This window comes from Nonomuraea sp. NPDC048881 (genome assembly GCF_040649795.1).
GTDB lineage: Bacteria > Actinomycetota > Actinomycetes > Streptosporangiales > Streptosporangiaceae > Nonomuraea.
On record NZ_JBEZGC010000009.1, the window covers coordinates 98,031 to 116,253 of the forward strand.

Genomic DNA, 18,223 nt, shown 5'->3' on the forward strand with positions numbered 1-18,223 from the left:
GGTGACTAACCGCGGGCGGCGCGGCGTACGAGCTCGTGCCAGACCTCGTCGACCCGGGCCTCCAGGTCGTCGAGCGAGCCCTCGTTGGGGATCACCAGGTCGGCGGCGGCCAGGCGGTCCTCCCGGCTCGCCTGGGCGGCGATGCGGGCCTTGGCGTCGGCCTCCGGCATCCCGCGGTGGTCGGCGAGGCGCCGGATCCGCACCTCGTCGGCCGCGTCGACCACGATCACCATGTCGTACATGGGCGCCAGCTTGTTCTCCACGAGCAGCGGCACGTCGTAGACCACGATCGCGTCGTCGGCCGCCTGGCCCTGCAGCTCGGCCACCCGCTCCCCCACCAGCGGATGCACGATCGCGTTGAGCGCGGCCAGCCGGTCGGGGTCGGCGAAGACCACCGCGCCCAGCCGCTCCCGGTTCAGCGAGCCGTCGGGGCGCAGCACCCCTTCCCCGAACGCGGCCACCACCCGGGACAGCCCCACCGTGCCGGGCTCGACCACCTCTCGCGCGATCTTGTCGGCGTCGATGACGACGGCGCCCCTGGCCGACAGCCGCTTGGACACCTCGCTCTTGCCGGAGCCGATGCCGCCGGTGAGCCCAATCTTCAGCACCGGAAAAGACTACCCATCCCGGCGTACCCGGTCATCCCGCCGGCTCGCTCAGTACCCGCCGCGGCGCGGGGCGGCGGTCGGACGGCGGGACGGGTTGGCCCGGCCCGTGGGCTTGAGGTCGCGCGCCGGCTGGTCGTGCCGGTGCGGAGAGCGGGCCTGCTGGTCGGACTTGGCCTGGGTGATCGTGGCGGGAAGTTTGATCTGCATACTTTTCCTCCTTGGGGGTGGGGGTCAGGCGCGGGTGAGCCAGGTGACCTGGGCGCCGTTGTCGAAGGACTCGCGCCTGGTCGGGGTGAACAGGGTGGGGCTGAACCGGCCGGCGAACATGGAGATGCCCGCCCCGGCCACCACGGGGTAGCGCTTGAGGATGATCTCGTCGATCTCCGGGAGCAGGGAGCCGGCGAGCTTGCCGCCGCCGCAGAGGTAGATGTCCATGCCGGTGTCCTCGGCCTTCAGCCGCCGGACGAGCTCGATCGGGTCGCCCTTCTCCACGTGCACCGCAGGGTCGTCGATGGTCAGCGTGCTGGAGACGACGTACTGGCGCAGGTGGGAGTACGGGCTGGTGGTGGGCACCTCCAGGGCCGGCTCGAAGGTGCCGCGGCCCATCACCAGGGTGTCGAACACCTTGTTGGGCACGCCCTCAAGGCCGACGAGCCTGCGGACGTGGGTGGGCAGCGTCTCGGGATAGCGGGTGTTGATCCAGTCGGCCATCTCGGCGGACACGGGGTAGAAGTCGAACTCGGCGCCGGGCCCGGCGATGTAGCCGTCGAGGGAGACGCCGATGTAGTAGACAAGCTTTCGCATTCGGAGCAACTCCTGCTGTAGTACTATGACTGAAGTGGTTTGAACATAGTACTACGTCTGGAGTGGTGTCAAGTGCGGAAGAACCCCGAGCGGAGGCAGGCGCTGATCGACGCGGCCATCGAGGTGCTGGCCAGGGAAGGAGCGCGCGGGCTGACGTTCCGGGCCGTCGACGCCGAGGCGGCCGTGCCCCCCGGCACGGCCTCCAACTACTTCGCCAACCGCGACGACCTGTTCACCCAGGTCGGCGGACGCATCTACGAACGTTTGCTGCCCGACGAGGCCACGCTCGCCCGCGGCCAGGAGGGCGTGCGGGACGAGACCCGCTACGCCGAGCTCATGCACGAGCTGGTGGACCGGGTCACCGCCTTCAACTCCGGCTACCTGGCCCTGCTCGAACTGCGGCTGGAGTCCACCCGGCGTCCTGAGCTGCGCGCCGTGCTCACCAAGCGCATCCGCGAGGACATCGACGCCAACATCGGCTACCACGCGACGTCGGGCCTGCCCGGCGACTCGACCTCGGTGGTCCTGCTCTACCTCGCCCTGAACTGGCTCATCGTCGAACGGCTGACTTTGCCGGACATCTTCAGCGAGCAGGAGGTCCGCCAGCTCGTGGACGCCGCCGTGCGGAGATCACTGAACGGCTGACAACGCCCGGACCGGACGAGCCGCGCAGGACGACGGGCCTGCCCGCGCGGCCGTTTCGGGCCGGGGCGCCTGCGACGACCTCGGCCTTGCCGTCGCCGGCGACGTCCAGGACCCTGCCCGAGCGGTCACCCGTCTGCGACTGCTCACCGATCGGGTCAGTGGTGCTCCCGTCGGGAGCCGTCATGGCGTCCTGGCTGATGAGACGGGCCGCGAGGCGAGCTCTTCGCCCCCGGAATCACCACAACCCCACCCCCGCCTGCCCGGACGCCGTGGCGTCGGGCACCGGACAGGCCCCCAGGGAAACGATCAGTCTGCGCTGCGGCGCAGGTGGATCAGGGTGAGGTGGTCGTCCATCCGCTCCCGGCGGGTCTCGCGGTAGCCGAGCCGCCGGTACAGCCGCAGATTTCCCTCCGACAGATGCCCCGTGAACAGGTCGAACACCCCCGCCTCCGGCACCTGCTCGTGCAGCGCCGCGAGCAGGGCCGTGCCGAGCCCCTGCCCCTGCCGGTCGGGCGCGACCACGAGCCGTCCGACCAGGCAGGTGGTGCCGGCCACCTGCCCGCGCACTGCGCCGACGATCCGGCCGGCGTCCATGGCCTTGAGCACGACGCCCGTCTCGACGGCCTTGCGCACCTGCTCCAGCGACTCCACGAGCGGCGGGATGTAGGGGTCGCCGTAGAGCTGGGCCTCGCTCACGTACGCCGCCCGCTGCAGGGTGAGGATCTCGCCCGCGTCCGCCGCCACCGCCCGTTCGATCTTCACGCCAGCACCCTATCGGCTGCCTTCCCAGCGCCACCGCCGACTTCCCCGCCCTCCAGACCGCCCGCCGCCCGGCCTTGGACGGTCCTCCCGCGCTGCCGGCTAGGGAGCGTTGCCCCCCGTGAGCTCACCCGGGCAGAACGTGCCCTGCTTCGGCAGGACGCCGTTGACCAGGTAGTCGTGCACCTTCGTACGCAGACAGGCCGCGCGCAGCCTGCTCACGCCCTGCGCCAGGTACGCGCCCTGCCCGTCCCCGTGCCACAGGACCCTCGCCCCGGGGATCTGCCCGGCCGCCCTTGCCGCCCCGGAGGACGGCGTCTCGTTGTCCAGCCGTCCGACGCCGACCAACACCGGGGGCGCCTTGAGCCCGGCTGGCAACGGGTGCGGCGCCCAGCCCGGCGAGCGCGCCGCCCCCAGGCACCTGGCGACCTCCGCCCGCCCGCTCAGCCACCCCACCCGTGGGGCCGCCTTCCGCAGCCGCGCCTCCACCTGGAGAAAAAGGCGATAACCGGGCACCGCCAACCCGAAGTCATGACACCACCTGACCCCCTCCGCACTTGCCGGCCCCACCTCCCCCACCTCCCCGGGCTGCGACACCGCCCCCGCCGTCCCCGAAGCCGCCCGCGCATCGGACAGGACGCCTCCCCCCGCCACTCCAGAGCCCACCGCCCCAGAGGCCGCAGTACCAGGGGCCGCGGTACCAGGGGCCGCGGTACCAGGGGCCGCCGCTCCAGGAACTGTCGCTCCAGGAACTGCCGTGTCCGGGACCGCCGCTTCAAGAACTTCCGCTCCGCGCCGAGAGGTCGCCCCAGCCGGTCCCTGAGGCGTCGCCCCCGAGTTCCCCGGCAGCGCCTCAGAGGGCCGGGTGCCGGCCGGTGCAGGAGGCGTCTGCCCTGCGCCGAGGGGTGTTCCCGCCGTACCTGCGGAGGCCGCCTGGCCCGCGCCGAGGCGGGCTCCGGCCGTAGCTGCGGGGGGCGGCTTGCCCGGGACGGGGGTGGCTGCCGTCGGGGCGGGAGGGGTGGGCTGTGGGGGCTCGGCGGGGAGCAGGGCGGCCAGGCCCGTGGCGTCGCCCGTTCGGGCTCTGGAGAGGGCCTGCGCGAGCGCCGGCCACCGTGCGGGCGTGAGGCCCGCCCATACGGCGGCGGCGATCTCGTGCCCGCTCACCGTACGCTCGCCGCCACCGAGCCGCAGAGGCGCGCGCCTGACCAGACCGTCGAACACCCGGACGGCGTCCGCGCGGCCGAGCGGGCAGCCGGGACGGTTCCGGCACCAGTCGCGGAAGTACCCGAGCTGCCGCTCCTGGGCGCGGGCGTGGGCGAGCAGCCGCCGTTCGAGCCCGGTCTCGGTGTGGTCGGGCAGCCCCTCCAGGTACATCCGCCCGGCCCGGCCGGGGAACAGCTCCAGGTACGCCTGCCCGTACACGCTCCCGTAGCCGTTGCCGAGGTAGCGCAGCCGCGACTCCCCCAGCGCGGCACGTACGGCATCGAGGTCGTGGGCGACCTGCCAGGACGTCAGCCCGCCGTAGGCGGCCCCGAGCGCGGCGCGGCAGGCCCGGTCGTAGACGGCGTTGTCCCGGGCGAACGCGCGCCAGGCCGTCCGTCCCTCGGCCACCTGCAGCCGGGCCGGGTCCGGCCGGGGTCGGGGGCACGCCCCCGTGTGCCCCCCATCCCCGGCCCCGCGCGCCTCGACCAGCACGACGTCGAACCACCTGGCCAGTTCGCCCACGGTGTCCGGCCGCGCCACGACCTCTCGTACGACCGACGCGGCCCCCGTGTTGACCACCAGCGCGCCGAGCCGCCGCAGCGGGTCCTGGGCGGGCATCATGGCGAGCCGGACGGCCACGCGGGCCTCGCGCGGCCTGGCCCAGTCGGCGGGGACGGGCAACGTGGCGCACCGCATACCGCCGCCGCACTCGGACCAGACGAGCCTCTCCCGCCCAGGCGCCGGCCGCACCGCCCCGGCAACGCCCCGCTCCTGCGGCCCCGCCGCCCCGAGCTCCGACGCCGCCGATCCGGCCGTGTCCTGCCTGGGCTTCTCAGGCCAGGCCGCCTCGGGTCGCGGCTCCGCGAGCTCGGTCACGTCGCGTTCCGGCCATGGGGTCGGCGAGGCGACCAGGCGCATCGCCTGCCCGACTCCCCCGCCTGCCGCCGGAACCAGGACGGTGACCGCCGCCACCACCGGGATCACGCGCCGAACCATACGCACCGCATCGCCCCCGAACGCTCGTACCTCCAGCCGCATGTCAGTTTCCCAGCGGCCGTCTTCGCAGGTAGAGAAGTCGTAAAAGGTCGATGGGTAAAATCTCGCGCCCGCTCGGCGATTCTCCGTGCCACCGGACCCCCGCCCCCTCACAGAACCCCGCTCGGGCCAGAGGAGGGAAAAGACAGATCGGCTGCAATCAGACCCTCAGGGGCCGCCCAGCCCTGCCCTGCGGCTCAGCCTCCGCGCCACAGGCCACTCTTGAGGGACGCGACGCGCCACATGCCAGGGTGGCACCAGCGCCTCCGCGTCGGCGCCGTCCGTACCTGGCCGGGAAACGGCGAGAAGGCGAACCCGGGCAGCGGGACGCTGCGCCGCGAAAGCCGGCGACCGAGCGGGCAGCGTGTTCTTGAGCGTGGCCGTCATCCCCGGACGGGTTGCGTGATGCGCTCAAGCCATCGCCGCAGAAGGGCGGTCTCGGCCGGTTCCAGGGCCTCGGTCCCGGTGAGATCGAGTTGTGCGTGCAGGCGCAGCGCGGCGGCGTACAGCGGGTCGGCGTCGTTCTGAGCGGCCGGCCCGGCCAGGACGTGCGAGAACACGGCGTCTCGCATGCGGTGGGACAGAGCGGGGTCGTCGAACAGAGCCGGTCTGGCGATGTGGTCGAGGGCGGTGCCGACGTTCGCCGACAGGATCAGCTGAGCGGCGGTCTGCGGCTCGGCCTTCAACGCCCCCGCCGCCGCGCACCGCGTGAGCGCCGCCACCAGCAGGTCCATCACGCGATCTCGCGCCGTCGAGTGTGACCACGGCCGCGGAGTGAACATCAACTGGTAGAGGGCCGGCTTCGCCCGGGCGAAGGCCATGTGGCCGTCCCAGCCGGCGCGCAGGTCGGCGACCGGGTCGCCGGTCTGCTCCTGGGCGGCCTTGAGCGCGGCATATTGCTCGTAGCCGTGGTCGGCGACGGCGTCCAGCAACCCGCGCTTGTCACCGAACAACCGGTAAAGCACGGGCTGGCTCACGCCGACGGCCTCGCAGACCGCGCGCGTGGCCACCTCATGGTCCGAGGACGACGCCAGCTGCCGCTCCGCGGCCTCGATCATCGCCGCGCGAAGCGCGTCCGTCTCTGCCATGCGATCAATGATAGTGCCAATCGATAGCGGCGATACGAAGTGTGCTACCGTCGATTCACGTAACGCCGATACGGGGAATCCGTATCACCGCTAGAGATCAGGGAGTTTCCATGAGTGACCAGCGTGTGGCCGTCGTCAGCGGCGGCTCCCGGGGCATCGGCAAGGCGATCGCGGTGGCGCTGGCGGCACGGGGCTGTGCGGTCGCAGTGGGGTTCCAAGGGTCGGCCTCCGCCGCGGCGCAGGTGGTCGAGGAGATCTCGGCATCCGGCGGCCGGGCGATCCCGGTCCAGGCCGACGTGGCCGACGAGGACGCCGTCGCGGAGATGTTCGAGGCGACGGAGAAGTCCTTCGGCGGGGTCGATGTGGTCGTCAACTCGGCGGGGCGGCTGTCGTTGTCCCCGATCGCCGACCTCGACCTCCACGAGCTGGACGCTCTGCACCGCACCAACATCCGCGGCGCGTTCGTGATGGCCCGGGAGGCCGCGCGCCGCATGCGCGACGGTGGCGCGATCGTCAACCTGTCCACCTCCGTGGTCGGCCTGCATTTCCCGGGTTACGGGGCGTACGCCGCCAGCAAGGGAGCCGTCGAGGCGATGACACTGGTGCTCGCCCGGGAACTGCGCGGGCGGAACATCACGGTCAACGCGGTCGCGCCGGGCCCGACCGCCACCGAACTGTTCCTCGACGGCAAGACCGAGGCGACGATCCAGCAGCTCGCCAAGCAGCCGCCGCTGGAACGGCTCGGCACCCCCGAGGACATCGCCGAGGTCGTCGCCTTCCTGGCGAGCCCGGCCGGGCACTGGATCAACGGCCAGGTCGTGCGCGCCAACGGCGGGATCATCTGATGGCCGCCGCGCGACAGGCCATCGTCGCCACCGGGGCCTCCAGCGGGTTCGGCCGGCGAGCCGTTCCAGGGCGGCGGGCGCGTTGCGGTCCGCGATTCGCCTCATGCCGACGCCGACGGTGTGCCCGGCTCGCGCCAGGGCCGGAGCCGTCAGGACGGTAGCGAGCGAGGTCGTCCCGATCGTCGCCGACCGTATCCGCGCCGGGTTCTACCGCCGCGCCGGCAGCGCAGACCTCCGGCCATCCGCGGCCCCACTCTGAATCCCCACACGAAAGGAAACCGACATGCCGTTCGCCAACCTCAAGGTTCCCGCCGACACCCTGACCCCCGAGTCCAAGAAGAAGCTCATCGACGCAGTCACCGACGCCTATGCCACCGTCTACGGAGAACGAGCTCGGGCCACCACCCTGGTCCTCCTGGAGGAGGTTCCGGACGGCGGCTGGGGTCTGGGTGGCAACATCCTCACCGCGGACATGCTCGGCCGCAGCTGACCCGTCCGGGAGACCGGGCCGCCCCCGGCCCGGTCCCACCGCCGAACCTCACCCCGGCCCCCAGCGCAGAGACCGTTTGACCTGTCCCGAATCGCCCAACCAAGTCACGGATGTGCCCGCGCCATCCCGGACAGCAGGGCGAGCCGCGGTGAGTGACCACACCTGGGGCCGGGTGAGCCGGACGCCGCAGATCAAGCGCGGAGGCCGCAGATCAAGCGCGGAGGGCGTCGATCAAGCGCGGAGGGCGTCGATCAGGGCGTCCACGGCGGCGAGCGCGACGGAGGCGTCGAGTCCCGCGCGGGAGACCAGGGACAGGCCCTGGACGGTGAACAGCAGGAGCTGCGCCTGGGCCTCGGGGGTGGCGGCCCGGGCGACCTCGCCGTCGGCCTGCGCGCGGCGCAGGGCGTCGGCGACGATCCGGGTGAAGCGGTCGTGCGAGCGGGCGACGATCTCGCGGGCCTCGGCATCCTGCGGAACCAGTTCGGCGGTGGTGTTGCCGATCATGCACCCTTGCGGAACGCCGGCCTCGGAGGCGTACTCCGGCGTCCGGGCCGGGTTGGCGAGCACCTCGCGCAGCGCCGGCAGCACCGGCCCGGACGCCAGCGCCGCGATCAGCTCGCGCTCGTAGGTGTCCCAGTACAGCTGGACCGCCGCCAGGTAGAACTGCCGCTTGTCGCCGAAGGCGCCGTACAGGCTGCCTCGCTCCAGATCCAGCGCTTCGACGAGGTCCTGGATGGAGGTCTCTCCGTAGCCCCGCGACCAGAACAGCAGCAGCGCGCGCTGCAGCGCCTGGTCCTTGTCGAATGCGCGAGGGCGTCCTGTCCGTGCCATGTGCCCAGGTTACGACTTTTTGACCGCTTGCACAAAAGTCTGTACGTTGAAGGCCGAGCAACTTATTGAACGGTCGCATAGAAGTCGTCGGCGCTCGCACCGGCGGAGAGGCAGAACCCCATGGACTTTCACGGCAAGACGGCGCTGATCACCGGATCGGGCGCCATCGGCGGGCTCGGGCACGCCACGGCGAAGGTGCTCGCCGCCGGCGGGGCGAACCTGATCATCACCGGCACCGACCCGGGCCGCGGCGCCCAGGTCGTGGACGACGTGCGGACCGGCGCGACCGGCTCCGTACGCTTCATCGGCGCCGACCTGGCCGACCCGCAGGCCGTACGGCGGCTGGCCGAGGAGGCCGGGGCGGTGGACATCCTCGTCAACAACGCCGGTGTCGTCCCGTTCAGCGCGACCACCGACCAGGACCTCGCCGCCTACGACGCGGCCTTCGCGGTCAACGTGCGCGCGCCGTTCATCCTGGTCGCCCAGCTCGCACCGAAGATGGCCGCCGGCGGGGGCGGCAGCATCGTCAACGTCACCTCCACCGCCGCCGGCCTGGGCATGCCGCCGATGGCGGTCTACGGCGCCACCAAGGCAGCGCTGGAGTCCCTGACCCGCACCTGGGCCGCCGAGTTCGCTGCCTCCGGCGTACGCGTCAACGCCGTGGCGCCCGGCCCGATGACCACCTCCAAGGTGGTGGCGGTCATGGGACCGGACGTCGGCGGCATGGGCCTGACGACCGCGCTCAAGCGCGCCGCCGCCCCGGCCGAGGTCGCTCGCGTCATCGCCTTCATCGCCGGCGACCAGGCCAGTTATGTGACCGGCGCCGTCGTGGCCGCCGACGGCGGACGCACCGCCATCTGACCCCGAACGCACCGGCCAGAGCCACGTCCGCAGTACGGGGCCGGCCTCTGGCGGGTGCCTCACGATGGCGGGACGGCCCGTCATCATCACCACAACCGTGCGCCTTGCGCCAGTCAGGAGGATGACTTCCATGGGTCGTCTCGCAGGAAAGCATGCACTGATCACCGGTGGGACGAGCGGCATCGGGCTGGAGACAGCCCGTCAGTTCCTCGCCGAGGGAGCGATTGTCGCGATCACCGGCCGCTCACGGGAACGGCTGGCCGAGACCGCCCGGCAGCTGGACGGCCCGCTGCTGCCCATCGTCAGCGACGCCGGCGACGTCCCCGGCCAGGCGGCGCTCGCCGCGCGGTTGCAGCAGGAATGGCCGAAGCTCGACATCGTGATGAGCAACGCCGCCGACGTCACCCATCTCCCGATCGAGCAATGGAGCGAGGAGGCGTTCGACACGCTCGTCGCCACCAATCTCAAGGGGCCGTTCTTCCTGGTCAGAGCTTTGCTTCCGCTCTTGTCACAGCAGGCCTCGGTCATTCTCGTCGGCTCGGTCTCCGCTTACGTCGGGCACGAGAACGCGGCGGTCTACGGTGCCGCCAAGGCGGGCCTGCTGTCCCTTTCCCGCGGGCTGACCTATGAGCTGAAGGACCGGGGCATCCGGGTCAACGGGCTGAGCCCGGGGCCGACCCTCACGGACGCGTTCAAGTCGCTCGGCCCCGAGCGACAGGCCGCCATCTACGACGAACTCCGGCGGACCGTGCCCCTGCATCGCATCGGCACCACCACCGAGGTGGCGAAGGCGGCCGTCTACCTGGCCTCCGACGAGTCCGCCTACACCGCCGGCACCGTCCTGCGCGTCGATGGCGGCATCGGGGAACTCGCCTACTGACCTCCGTCCGTCAGCGGCCTGCCGGCAGTCTTGGACGCGCGGATCAGCGAGGTGTTTCATGAGCGTGTCGTCGTATCGCTGATCTTGCCTGAGGCGGCCACGACCTCCGCTCACGGAATGGGCGCGGTCATCCCCCCTGCTCGCAGAGCGCGGCCACCGTGGTGGACGCGGACCGGCGTCCGGTGGGGGTCCCGGAGGACGACCACCTGTTCAAGGAGATGGCTCCGGCACGGCACGGTGTGTCGATGTCGGAGTCGCGCCGGCGGCGGCACGAGCACCACCAGGCCGTCGCCGTCACGGCGGCCCAGCTCATGACCACCCCGGCGATCCCTACGGCAAGCCCCCCGCGAGGCCCGTCCCAGAGAAGGGCATGAAAAAGCCCCGCACGGAAACCCGTGCGGGGCTTTTCAAGGCTGAGCCTTAGCTCTGGCCGCCCGCGAGCTTCTCGCGGAGGGCTGCGAGCGCCTCGTCAGAGGCGAGCGCGCCGCTGGCCGGAGCCGACGACGAGCTGCCCGACGGAGGAGCGGTCTCGCCGCTGTAGGACGAGGGAGCGGCCTCGCCGGCCTCCGCCTCGGCCTTGCGGGCCTCCTCGATCTGCTTGCGGTGAGCCTCGAAGCGAGTCTGGGCCTCGGCGTACTGCCGCTCCCACTCCTCACGCTGCTTGTCGAAGCCCTCGAGCCACTCCCCGGTCTCCGGGTCGAAGCCCTCGGGGTAGATGTAGTTGCCCTGGTCGTCGTACGTGGCCGCCATGCCGTAGAGGGTCGGGTCGAACTCGACCTCGGTGCCGACACCCTCGTTGGCCTGCTTCAGCGAGAGGCTGATGCGACGGCGGTCGAGGTCGATGTCGATGATCTTCACGAAGATCTCGTCGCCGACCTGGACGACCTGCTCCGGGATCTCCACGTGGCGCTCGGCCAGCTCGGAGATGTGGACCAGGCCCTCGATGCCCTCCTCGACCCGGACGAACGCGCCGAACGGCACCAGCTTGGTGACGCGGCCCGGCACGACCTGGCCGATCTGGTGGGTACGGGCGAACTGCTGCCACGGGTCTTCCTGCGTGGCCTTGAGCGACAGGGAGACGCGCTCGCGCTCCATGTCGACGTCGAGGACCTCGACCGTGACCTCCTGGCCGACCTCGACGACCTCGGACGGGTGGTCGATGTGCTTCCAGGACAGCTCGGACACGTGGACCAGACCGTCGACCCCGCCGAGGTCGACGAAGGCGCCGAAGTTGACGATCGAGGAGACGACGCCCTTGCGGACCTGGCCCTTCTGCAGGGTGTTGAGGAACGTCTGGCGAACCTCGGACTGCGTCTGCTCCAGCCAGGCGCGGCGGGAGAGAACCACGTTGTTGCGGTTCTTGTCGAGTTCGATGATCTTCGCCTCGAGCTCGCGGCCGACGTACGGCTGCAGGTCGCGGACCCGTCGCATCTCGACCAGGGAGGCGGGGAGGAAGCCGCGCAGGCCGATGTCGAGGATGAGACCACCCTTGACGACCTCGATGACGGTACCGGTGACGATGCCGTCCTCGTCCTTGATCTTCTCGATCGTGCCCCAGGCGCGCTCGTACTGCGCGCGCTTCTTGGACAGGATCAGGCGGCCCTCTTTGTCCTCCTTCTGGAGAACAAGGGCCTCGACGTGCTCCCCGACCTCCACGACGTCAGCAGGGTCGACATCGTGCTTGATCGAAAGCTCGCGCGAGGGGATGACACCCTCGGTCTTGTAGCCGATGTCGAGAAGGACCTCGTCTCGATCGACCTTGACGACGGTGCCCTCGACGATGTCGCCGTCGTTGAAGTATTTGATGGTCTCGTCGATCGCGGCGAGGAAGGCTTCCTCGGACCCGATGTCGTTGACCGCTACCTGCGGGGTGCTCGAGGTGGCCTCAGTGCTGGACGTCATGTGTGGAATTGCTCCGAACGCGGACAGATGTCGATGTGGCGTGCGCGGCAGGCCCTCTTCCGCATCAAGCCGAGGAATTACGACATCGACGTGACCGAGCGCGAGCCCGCTCCGTCTGAGGCGCGCGCGAGCCCACAGCGCAGCGATCAGCATATGAGACCTTGGCCGCGGGGTCAATCCGGAGGCACATCAGTACCCGATGATCTGGGACTCCCGCTTGGGGTTGATATTACCCCGTAGTCTGCGCGGGACGGAGATCCGCGTGGGATCGCCGTCCGAGACGTAGCGCTCGCCAGGGTGCTTGTTCAGCCACTCCAGCCAGTACTGCGAGCACCACTTGCGGCACTCTCCCCGCTTACCGTTGCTCTGGATCCGCTGGATCGCCCCGCGGTCGAAGTCTTTCGCGAAGGGCGAAAGCGACGGCTGGGCCCCGGCGAGGAACACGCCCGCGAAATCATAGCGGGTCCCGTCCCAGGAGCCGGTACGGGCGAGCTTCTTGGGCCGCGGCAGCGACCCGTACGGCAGGGCCAGGGTCTTGTCCGGCGGCGCCCCCAGCTTCTTCAGCAGGCGCTCCAGCCGGACGATCTGCTCGCGCACCTTCTTCTTGCCCAGCCGCCGCAGGTCCGGATGGGACCAGGTGTGGTTGGCGACCTCGAAGCCGTGATCGACCAGCCACCGCACCGCGGCCGCCTGCCGCTCCTGGTCGCGCAGCCCGAACGGCTCACGGGTGATCCAGAACGTCGCGGCCGGCCGGAACGAGGGGTATCGGGCGGCCACGTCGAGGATCACGCCGACGGCGGTGTCGGGCTCGGGGTTGCCCGCGTCGTCGAGCGCGAAGTGGCTCGGGTGACCGTCGTCGAACGTCAGCACGACCGGGAACCGCCCGGCCGGCACCCGGATGTCGCCGGTGGCGAACTCTCTGGCCGTGATGGGCACGTAGCCCTGCTTGGCCAGTTTCTCCAGCTCCTGCCTGAGCTGGGCGGGGGTGCGGTCGATGGAGGCCACGCGCTTGCGCAGGATCCGGTGGTACATGATGACCGGCACCAGGCCCGCCTCGTTGGCACGCACCTGCCGGGCGAACTCGGGGGTGGCGACCACGCCGGGGGGCTGGGAGGTGTCCTGCGGCTGCCCCTGCGGGGGTGAGACGGGGGCGATCACGCCGACCCGGGCCGACGCCTGGGTAGTAGGAGTCTCACCGTCAGGTAAGAGGCTCAGCCCGACGACGGCCACGGTCACCACGGCCACGTTCGCGATTGCGATGATCCGCGTGAAGGACGCTGGTACCCGCACAAATCTCCCGACATCTCGGCCAAACTGTCATCAGCGTAGACGAGAAGCCCCGGAGACGGCGGGGCCACGCCGTTCGCGATATGTCGGACTGCCCCGCCGTGTCGGGATAAACATCGTCAGTGGCCGGCGTCCTGCCACGTACGCCCGACGCCCACCGAGACCTCCAGCGGAACGCGCAGGTGGTAGGCGGCGTTCATCTGGTCGCACACGAGCTGCCGCAACGTCTCCAGCTCGCCCGGCGCGACCTCGAACACCAGCTCGTCGTGGACCTGCAGCAACATCCGCGAGGCCAGCCCCTCCTCGGCGATGGCCTGGTGGACGTGGAGCATGGCGACCTTGATGATGTCGGCCGCCGAGCCCTGGATGGGGGCGTTGAGCGCCATGCGCTCGGCCATCTCCCTGCGCTGGCGGTTGTCGCTGGTCAGGTCGGGCAGGTAGCGGCGGCGGCCCATGATCGTCTCGGTGTAGCCGTCGGTGCGCGCCTGGGCCACGATGGCCTGCAGGAAGTCGCGCACGCCGCCGAACTCGGTGAAGTACTCCTCCTTCAGCGCCCGCGCCTCCGAGACCGGGATGTTGAGCTGCCCGGACAGGCCGAAGTCGGACAGCCCGTAGGCCAGGCCGTAGTTCATCGCCTTGATGCGCGCCCGCAGCTCGCTGTCGATCTGCTCCGGCGGCAGGTCGAACACCCGGGCCGCGGTGGCCTGGTGGAAGTCGTGGCCGGACTCGAAGGCCTCGATCAGCGACTCGTCGCCGGACAGGTGGGCCATGATGCGCAGCTCGATCTGGCTGTAGTCGGCCGTCAGCAGCCGCTCGTAGCCCTCGCCGACCACGAAGCCCTGCCGGATGCGGCGGCCCTCGGCGGTGCGGATCGGGATGTTCTGCAGGTTGGGCTTCTCCGACGACAGGCGGCCGGTGGCGGCGATGATCTGATTGAACGTGGTGTGGATGCGACCGTCGTCGCCGACCTCCTTGATCAGGCCCTCGACCGTGGTGCGCAGCTTCTGCTGGTCGCGGTGGCGCAGCATGATCGTCGGCAGCTCGTGCTCGGTCTGGGTGGCGAGCCAGGCGAGCTGGTCGGCGTCGGTGCTGTAGCCGGTCTTGATCTTCTTGGTCTTCGGCAGGTTGAGCCGGGTGAACAGGATCTCCTGGAGCTGCTTGGGCGAGCCCAGGTTGAACTGCTCGCCGACGGAGCGGTGGGCCTCCTCCACGGCGTGCTTGACCGCGGCGCCGAACTCGGCCTCCAGGCCCGCGAAGTACTGGCTGTCGACGGCGATGCCGGCCCGCTCCATCTCGGCCAGCACCGACAGCAGCGGCAGCTCGACGTCGGCCAGGAGCTGGGTGCCGCCGCGGCCGGCCAGGAAGCCCTCAAGGGAGTCGGCCAGCTCGCGCACGGCGTGGGCGCGCAGCGCGAGGTCTTTGGCCGGCGCGTCCTCGTCGTCGCCGAACAGGGCGGCCTGGCCGCCGGACTCCTCCTCGGCCCGCAGGTCGCGGTGGAGGTAGCGCCTGGCCAGGTCCTCCAGCGCGAACGTGCGCTGGCCCGGCATGGCGAGGTAGGCGGCCAGCGCGGTGTCGCAGCTCAGGCCGCGCAGCTCCATGCCCTGGGCCCACAGGGCCAGGATCGGCCCCTTGGCGTCGTGGACGGCCTTGGGCCTGCTGGCGTCGCCCAGCCAGGCCCGCAGCGCCGCCTCGTCGGCCTCGGTGAGCTTGACGGGGTCGATGTGGGCGGCGGTGCCGTCGGGCGAGGCGACGGCGATGCCGTCGATGCGGCCCGAGCCGCTGCCGTAGGAGCCCTTGAAGGCCAGCCCGGCGCGGCCCTGCGGGAGCGCCGCCAGCCAGCCGGCCACCCGGTCGGGGCCCAGGATGACGGTCTCGACCTCGAAGCCCTGCTCGGGCTCCGCCTCGCCGGTGCCGAGCACCTTGAAGACGCGCTCGCGCAGCTCGCCGCGGATCTGCAGGGTGTCGAACAGCTTGTTGATCTCCTCGCGCTCCCACGCGCCCTGGGTGAGGTCGCCGAGCTCGACGTCGAGCGGCACGTCGCGCAGCAGCTCGGTCAGGCGGCGGTTCATCAGCACCTGGGCGACGTGCTCGCGCAGCTTGTCGCCGACCTTGCCCTTGACCTCGTCGACGCGGTCGACCAGCGCGGTGAGGGAGCCGAACTCGCGCACCCACTTGGCCGCGGTCTTCTCGCCGACGCTGGGGATGGACAGCAGGTTGTCGCTGGGGTCGCCGCGCAGGGCGGCGAAGTCGGGGTACTGGGCCGGGGTCAGGCCGTACTTCTCCTCGACCGCCTCGGGGGTGAACCGGGTCATGTCGCTGATGCCGCGGCGCGTCATCAGCACGGTGACGTGCTCGTCGACGAGCTGCAGGGCGTCGCGGTCGCCGGTGACGATCAGGACGTTCATCCCGTCGCCGGCCGCGCGGGTGGCCAGGGTGGCGATGAGGTCGTCGGCCTCGAAGCCCGCCTTGGACAGATGCGGGATGCGCAGCGTGTCGAGCAGCTCGTAGATGAGCTGCATCTGGCCGCGGAAGTCTTCGGGCGTCTCGCTCCGGTTGGCCTTGTAGTCGGAGTACTCCTCGTGGCGGAACGTCGGCTCCGACCGGTCGAAGGCCACCGCCACGTGGGTCGGCTGCTCGTCGCGCAGGATGTTCGTCAGCATCGAGGTGAACCCGTAGACCGCCTCGGTGTGCTGACCGTCGGTGGTCATGAGGTTGGCGTCTTTGAGCGCGTAGAAGGCGCGGTAGGCCAGGGAATGCCCGTCAAGCAGCAACAGGCACGGGCGGCTGGGGGTCACTTCACTCTTCGGCACGTACGCAGCCTAGTCTGCGTCAACGACAGAAAACCCGAGCTCGGAAGAGTGGAGACATCCCCTTGACGCAGACCGATCCGCTGGACTTCTCCGCGTACGGCGCGGTGCACGAGGGCACGCTGGCCCACCGCATGGGCATCGAGTTCGTCGAGGCCGGGCCCGAGCGCGTCGTCGGCAGGATGCCGGTCGAGGGCAACACCCAGCCCTACGGCCTGCTGCACGGCGGCGCGTCGGCGGTGCTGGCCGAGACGCTGGGCTCGGTGGCCGCGGCGATCCACGCCGGCCCCGGCCGCATCGCCGTCGGCATCGAGATCAACGCCACCCACCACCGCTCGGCGACCTCCGGATACGTGACCGGGGTCGCGACGCGGTTGCACGGCGGACGCACTTTGGCGACGTACGACATCGAGATCACCGATGAGGAGGGACGGCGGGTGTGCACCTCCAGACTGACGTGCATGCTGCGCGACCAGCGCCCCTGACGTCACTTTGACCGAACCTTTGCGCAGCGGCCCCATCGATCGCTACGGTTGTCCGAACAGAGCCCGCGGGGAGGCCCGGTAGATAACGTGTGCGGCCGGGGAAGCCCTACATGGCCCCAAAGGCCGCTCCGCGGGCTCGTCCACGTTTTCTCCCCATCGTTACCGTTTCGTTTTCGGCGTGGGCCAGGCGTCTTCCCTCATTTAGCCCCTGACCTGCCGCGTTGTTTGCTCACATGTGTGGCACACGCATGTCACTAATTGGTGACGAACCATACTGAAACGGGCGTCTGCGGAATAAGCTCCCGCCATTGCATCCCAGTTGTGCCTGCGATGCGCGCGTGTCGAGATGGAGGGGTACAACCCCGCCTTGACCTATTTGAGGGAGCACCATTGCGCAGAGCCGTGATCGCGTTCACGGCCTTCCTGGGTGGACTCATCTTCCTGCTGGCCAGTCCCGCGCAGGCGGGGCCGGCCGGATGCCAGGGTTTGAAGGGGACGCTCAAACTCCAAGGCCAGCCAGTGAACGGCGTCAAAATCGCCGTGACCACCGAGGGCGGACAACCCGTCAAGGAGGTCACAACCAACGCACAGGGCACGTGGGAAGTTCCAACCGACAAGGGCAAGTTCAAGGTCACCCTTGACCCGAACTCCCTGCCGAAGAACGCCGAGGTGCGCGGCGGCAGCAACGTGCGCACGCCGACCGTCTTCGAGGGCAACTGCTCGACCGTGCTGTTCGCGTTGCAGGCCAAGGGTGTCGCCGGGCAGCCTCAGGGAGACGAGAGCGGGGAGAGCAGCGTCTGGGACACCGCGGCGCAGCTCGCCTTCGAGGGGCTCAACCTCGGGCTGATCATCGCCCTGGCCGCGCTCGGCCTGTCGCTGATCTACGGCACGACCGGCCTGACCAACTTCGCCCACGGCGAGCTGGTCACGCTCGGCGCGGTGCTGGCCTACATGTTCAACGTGGGCTTCGGCCTCCATCTCATACCCGCCGCGGTGCTCGCCGTGGCGCTGGGCGGCGCGTTCGGCTACGCCCAGGACCGGCTCTTCTGGGGCCAGCTGCGCAGGCGCGGCACCGGCATCGTCGCCATGATGATCGTCTCCATCGGCGTCGCGCTGGTCATGCGCTACGTCATGCTGATCTTCTTCGGCGGCCAGAACGAGGCCTACGCCCAGTACACCGCCCAGCCGGGCGTCCAGTTCGGGCCGATCTCGGCGGCGCCCAAGAACTTCGTGGCGATGGGCATCGAGCTGGCCGTGCTGCTCCTGGTCGGCTTCGCGCTGCTGCGCACCCGTACCGGCAAGGCGGCCAGGGCCGTGTCGGACAACCCCGCGCTCGCGGCCTCGTCCGGCATCAACGTCGACCGGGTCATCCGGATCATCTGGACCCTGGGCGGCGCCATCGCGGCGCTGGCCGGCATCATGCTCGGGCTCTCCCAGAACCTGAAGTACACGATGGGCCAGGACATCCTGCTGCTCATCTTCGCCGGCGTCACGCTCGGCGGGCTCGGCACCGCCTTCGGCGCGCTGGTCGGCTCGCTGGTGGTCGGCCTGTTCATCCAGGTCTCCACCCTGTGGGTGCCGCCGGAGCTCAAGAGCGTCGGCGCGCTGGTCGTGCTCATCATCGTGCTCCTCGTCCGGCCCCAGGGCATCCTGGGCCGCCGCGAGCGAATCGGCTGATCGGGGGAGGATCAGA

General features: G+C 70.5%; 17 protein-coding genes. 7 read left to right on the forward strand and 10 right to left on the reverse strand.

Annotated elements, in window-relative coordinates; translation table 11 throughout:
• Positions 1–5 precede the first annotated feature (5 nt).
• The 3 genes from coaE to AB0C33_RS30070 are packed head-to-tail and all read right to left on the reverse strand — an operon-like array spanning position 6 to position 1,412.
• A complete protein-coding gene (coaE, locus tag AB0C33_RS30060; protein ID WP_358293801.1) occupies positions 6–608 on the reverse strand; it encodes a dephospho-CoA kinase in 603 nt (200 codons plus the stop codon).
• Between the two features lie 48 nt (positions 609–656).
• A complete protein-coding gene (locus AB0C33_RS30065; RefSeq protein WP_358293803.1) occupies positions 657–815 on the reverse strand; it encodes a hypothetical protein in 159 nt (52 codons plus the stop codon).
• A gap of 24 nt (positions 816–839) precedes the next feature.
• Positions 840–1,412 (reverse strand): dihydrofolate reductase family protein, encoded by a 573-nt coding sequence (locus tag AB0C33_RS30070; protein WP_358293805.1) that lies wholly within the window; start codon positions 1,410–1,412, stop codon positions 840–842.
• A gap of 72 nt (positions 1,413–1,484) precedes the next feature.
• Here AB0C33_RS30070 and AB0C33_RS30075 point away from each other — a divergent pair, with 72 nt between their 5' ends.
• Positions 1,485–2,057: a TetR family transcriptional regulator gene (locus tag AB0C33_RS30075; protein WP_358293807.1), complete on the forward strand. Its 573-nt coding sequence runs from the start codon at positions 1,485–1,487 to the stop codon at positions 2,055–2,057.
• A gap of 306 nt (positions 2,058–2,363) precedes the next feature.
• On the opposite strand, the gene AB0C33_RS30080 is transcribed toward AB0C33_RS30075, so the two are convergent.
• The 3 genes from AB0C33_RS30080 to AB0C33_RS30090 all read right to left on the reverse strand — a co-directional run bounded on the left by AB0C33_RS30080 (position 2,364) and on the right by AB0C33_RS30090 (position 6,142).
• Positions 2,364–2,819 (reverse strand): GNAT family N-acetyltransferase, encoded by a 456-nt coding sequence (locus AB0C33_RS30080; RefSeq protein WP_358293809.1) that lies wholly within the window; start codon positions 2,817–2,819, stop codon positions 2,364–2,366.
• A gap of 99 nt (positions 2,820–2,918) precedes the next feature.
• Positions 2,919–5,003 carry an alpha/beta hydrolase gene (locus AB0C33_RS30085; RefSeq protein ID WP_358293811.1) on the reverse strand — a complete coding sequence of 695 codons (2,085 nt, stop codon included), beginning with the start codon at positions 5,001–5,003 and terminating at the stop codon, positions 2,919–2,921.
• A gap of 434 nt (positions 5,004–5,437) precedes the next feature.
• Positions 5,438–6,142 carry a TetR/AcrR family transcriptional regulator gene (locus AB0C33_RS30090; protein ID WP_358293812.1) on the reverse strand — a complete coding sequence of 235 codons (705 nt, stop codon included), beginning with the start codon at positions 6,140–6,142 and terminating at the stop codon, positions 5,438–5,440.
• Positions 6,143–6,252: 110 nt separating this feature from the next.
• Between AB0C33_RS30090 and AB0C33_RS30095 the strand changes: the two genes are divergently transcribed.
• Positions 6,253–6,987: an SDR family oxidoreductase gene (locus AB0C33_RS30095; protein ID WP_358293813.1), complete on the forward strand. Its 735-nt coding sequence runs from the start codon at positions 6,253–6,255 to the stop codon at positions 6,985–6,987.
• A gap of 283 nt (positions 6,988–7,270) precedes the next feature.
• Positions 7,271–7,477, forward strand: a complete 207-nt coding sequence (locus tag AB0C33_RS30100) for a 4-oxalocrotonate tautomerase family protein (RefSeq protein ID WP_358293814.1) — start codon at positions 7,271–7,273, stop codon at positions 7,475–7,477.
• Between the two features lie 231 nt (positions 7,478–7,708).
• Here AB0C33_RS30100 and AB0C33_RS30105 read toward each other — a convergent pair whose 3' ends face one another.
• Entirely contained in the window at positions 7,709–8,308 is a 600-nt protein-coding gene (locus tag AB0C33_RS30105; RefSeq protein WP_358293816.1) for a TetR/AcrR family transcriptional regulator, read from the reverse strand.
• A 120-nt stretch (positions 8,309–8,428) separates the two neighbouring features.
• On the opposite strand from AB0C33_RS30105, the gene AB0C33_RS30110 reads away from it, so the two are divergent.
• Positions 8,429–9,169 (forward strand): SDR family oxidoreductase, encoded by a 741-nt coding sequence (locus AB0C33_RS30110; protein ID WP_358293817.1) that lies wholly within the window; start codon positions 8,429–8,431, stop codon positions 9,167–9,169.
• 130 nt (positions 9,170–9,299) lie between these two features.
• Positions 9,300–10,049, forward strand: coding sequence for an SDR family oxidoreductase (locus tag AB0C33_RS30115; protein ID WP_358293819.1), 750 nt, complete (start codon positions 9,300–9,302; stop codon positions 10,047–10,049).
• A gap of 420 nt (positions 10,050–10,469) precedes the next feature.
• Here AB0C33_RS30115 and rpsA read toward each other — a convergent pair whose 3' ends face one another.
• From rpsA to polA, 3 genes are all read right to left on the reverse strand, one after another.
• Positions 10,470–11,951: a 30S ribosomal protein S1 gene (gene rpsA / locus AB0C33_RS30120; protein ID WP_352358288.1), complete on the reverse strand. Its 1,482-nt coding sequence runs from the start codon at positions 11,949–11,951 to the stop codon at positions 10,470–10,472.
• A 189-nt stretch (positions 11,952–12,140) separates the two neighbouring features.
• Positions 12,141–13,196: a polysaccharide deacetylase family protein gene (locus tag AB0C33_RS30125; protein WP_358293821.1), complete on the reverse strand. Its 1,056-nt coding sequence runs from the start codon at positions 13,194–13,196 to the stop codon at positions 12,141–12,143.
• Positions 13,197–13,357: 161 nt separating this feature from the next.
• Complete coding sequence (gene polA / locus AB0C33_RS30130) at positions 13,358–16,048, reverse strand: DNA polymerase I (protein ID WP_358293823.1); 2,691 nt, start codon at positions 16,046–16,048, stop codon at positions 13,358–13,360.
• 80 nt (positions 16,049–16,128) lie between these two features.
• Between polA and AB0C33_RS30135 the strand changes: the two genes are divergently transcribed.
• Positions 16,129–16,530, forward strand: coding sequence for a hotdog fold thioesterase (locus AB0C33_RS30135; protein WP_352328462.1), 402 nt, complete (start codon positions 16,129–16,131; stop codon positions 16,528–16,530).
• 519 nt (positions 16,531–17,049) lie between these two features.
• Entirely contained in the window at positions 17,050–18,207 is a 1,158-nt protein-coding gene (locus AB0C33_RS30140) for a branched-chain amino acid ABC transporter permease (RefSeq protein WP_358293825.1), read from the forward strand.
• The last annotated feature ends 16 nt before the right edge of the window (positions 18,208–18,223 follow it).

What these genes read in the sequence shown, in the direction of transcription:
- AB0C33_RS30065 (WP_358293803.1), bottom strand. Translation starts at nt 815, where the DNA reads ATGCAGATCAAACTTCCCGCCACGATCACCCAGGCCAAGTCCGACCAG.
- AB0C33_RS30070 (WP_358293805.1), bottom strand. Translation starts at nt 1,412, where the DNA reads ATGCGAAAGCTTGTCTACTACATCGGCGTCTCCCTCGACGGCTACATC.
- AB0C33_RS30090 (WP_358293812.1), bottom strand. Translation starts at nt 6,142, where the DNA reads ATGGCAGAGACGGACGCGCTTCGCGCGGCGATGATCGAGGCCGCGGAG.
- AB0C33_RS30095 (WP_358293813.1), top strand. Translation starts at nt 6,253, where the DNA reads ATGAGTGACCAGCGTGTGGCCGTCGTCAGCGGCGGCTCCCGGGGCATC.
- AB0C33_RS30100 (WP_358293814.1), top strand. Translation starts at nt 7,271, where the DNA reads ATGCCGTTCGCCAACCTCAAGGTTCCCGCCGACACCCTGACCCCCGAG.
- AB0C33_RS30105 (WP_358293816.1), bottom strand. Translation starts at nt 8,308, where the DNA reads ATGGCACGGACAGGACGCCCTCGCGCATTCGACAAGGACCAGGCGCTG.
- AB0C33_RS30110 (WP_358293817.1), top strand. Translation starts at nt 8,429, where the DNA reads ATGGACTTTCACGGCAAGACGGCGCTGATCACCGGATCGGGCGCCATC.
- AB0C33_RS30115 (WP_358293819.1), top strand. Translation starts at nt 9,300, where the DNA reads ATGGGTCGTCTCGCAGGAAAGCATGCACTGATCACCGGTGGGACGAGC.
- rpsA (WP_352358288.1), bottom strand. Translation starts at nt 11,951, where the DNA reads ATGACGTCCAGCACTGAGGCCACCTCGAGCACCCCGCAGGTAGCGGTC.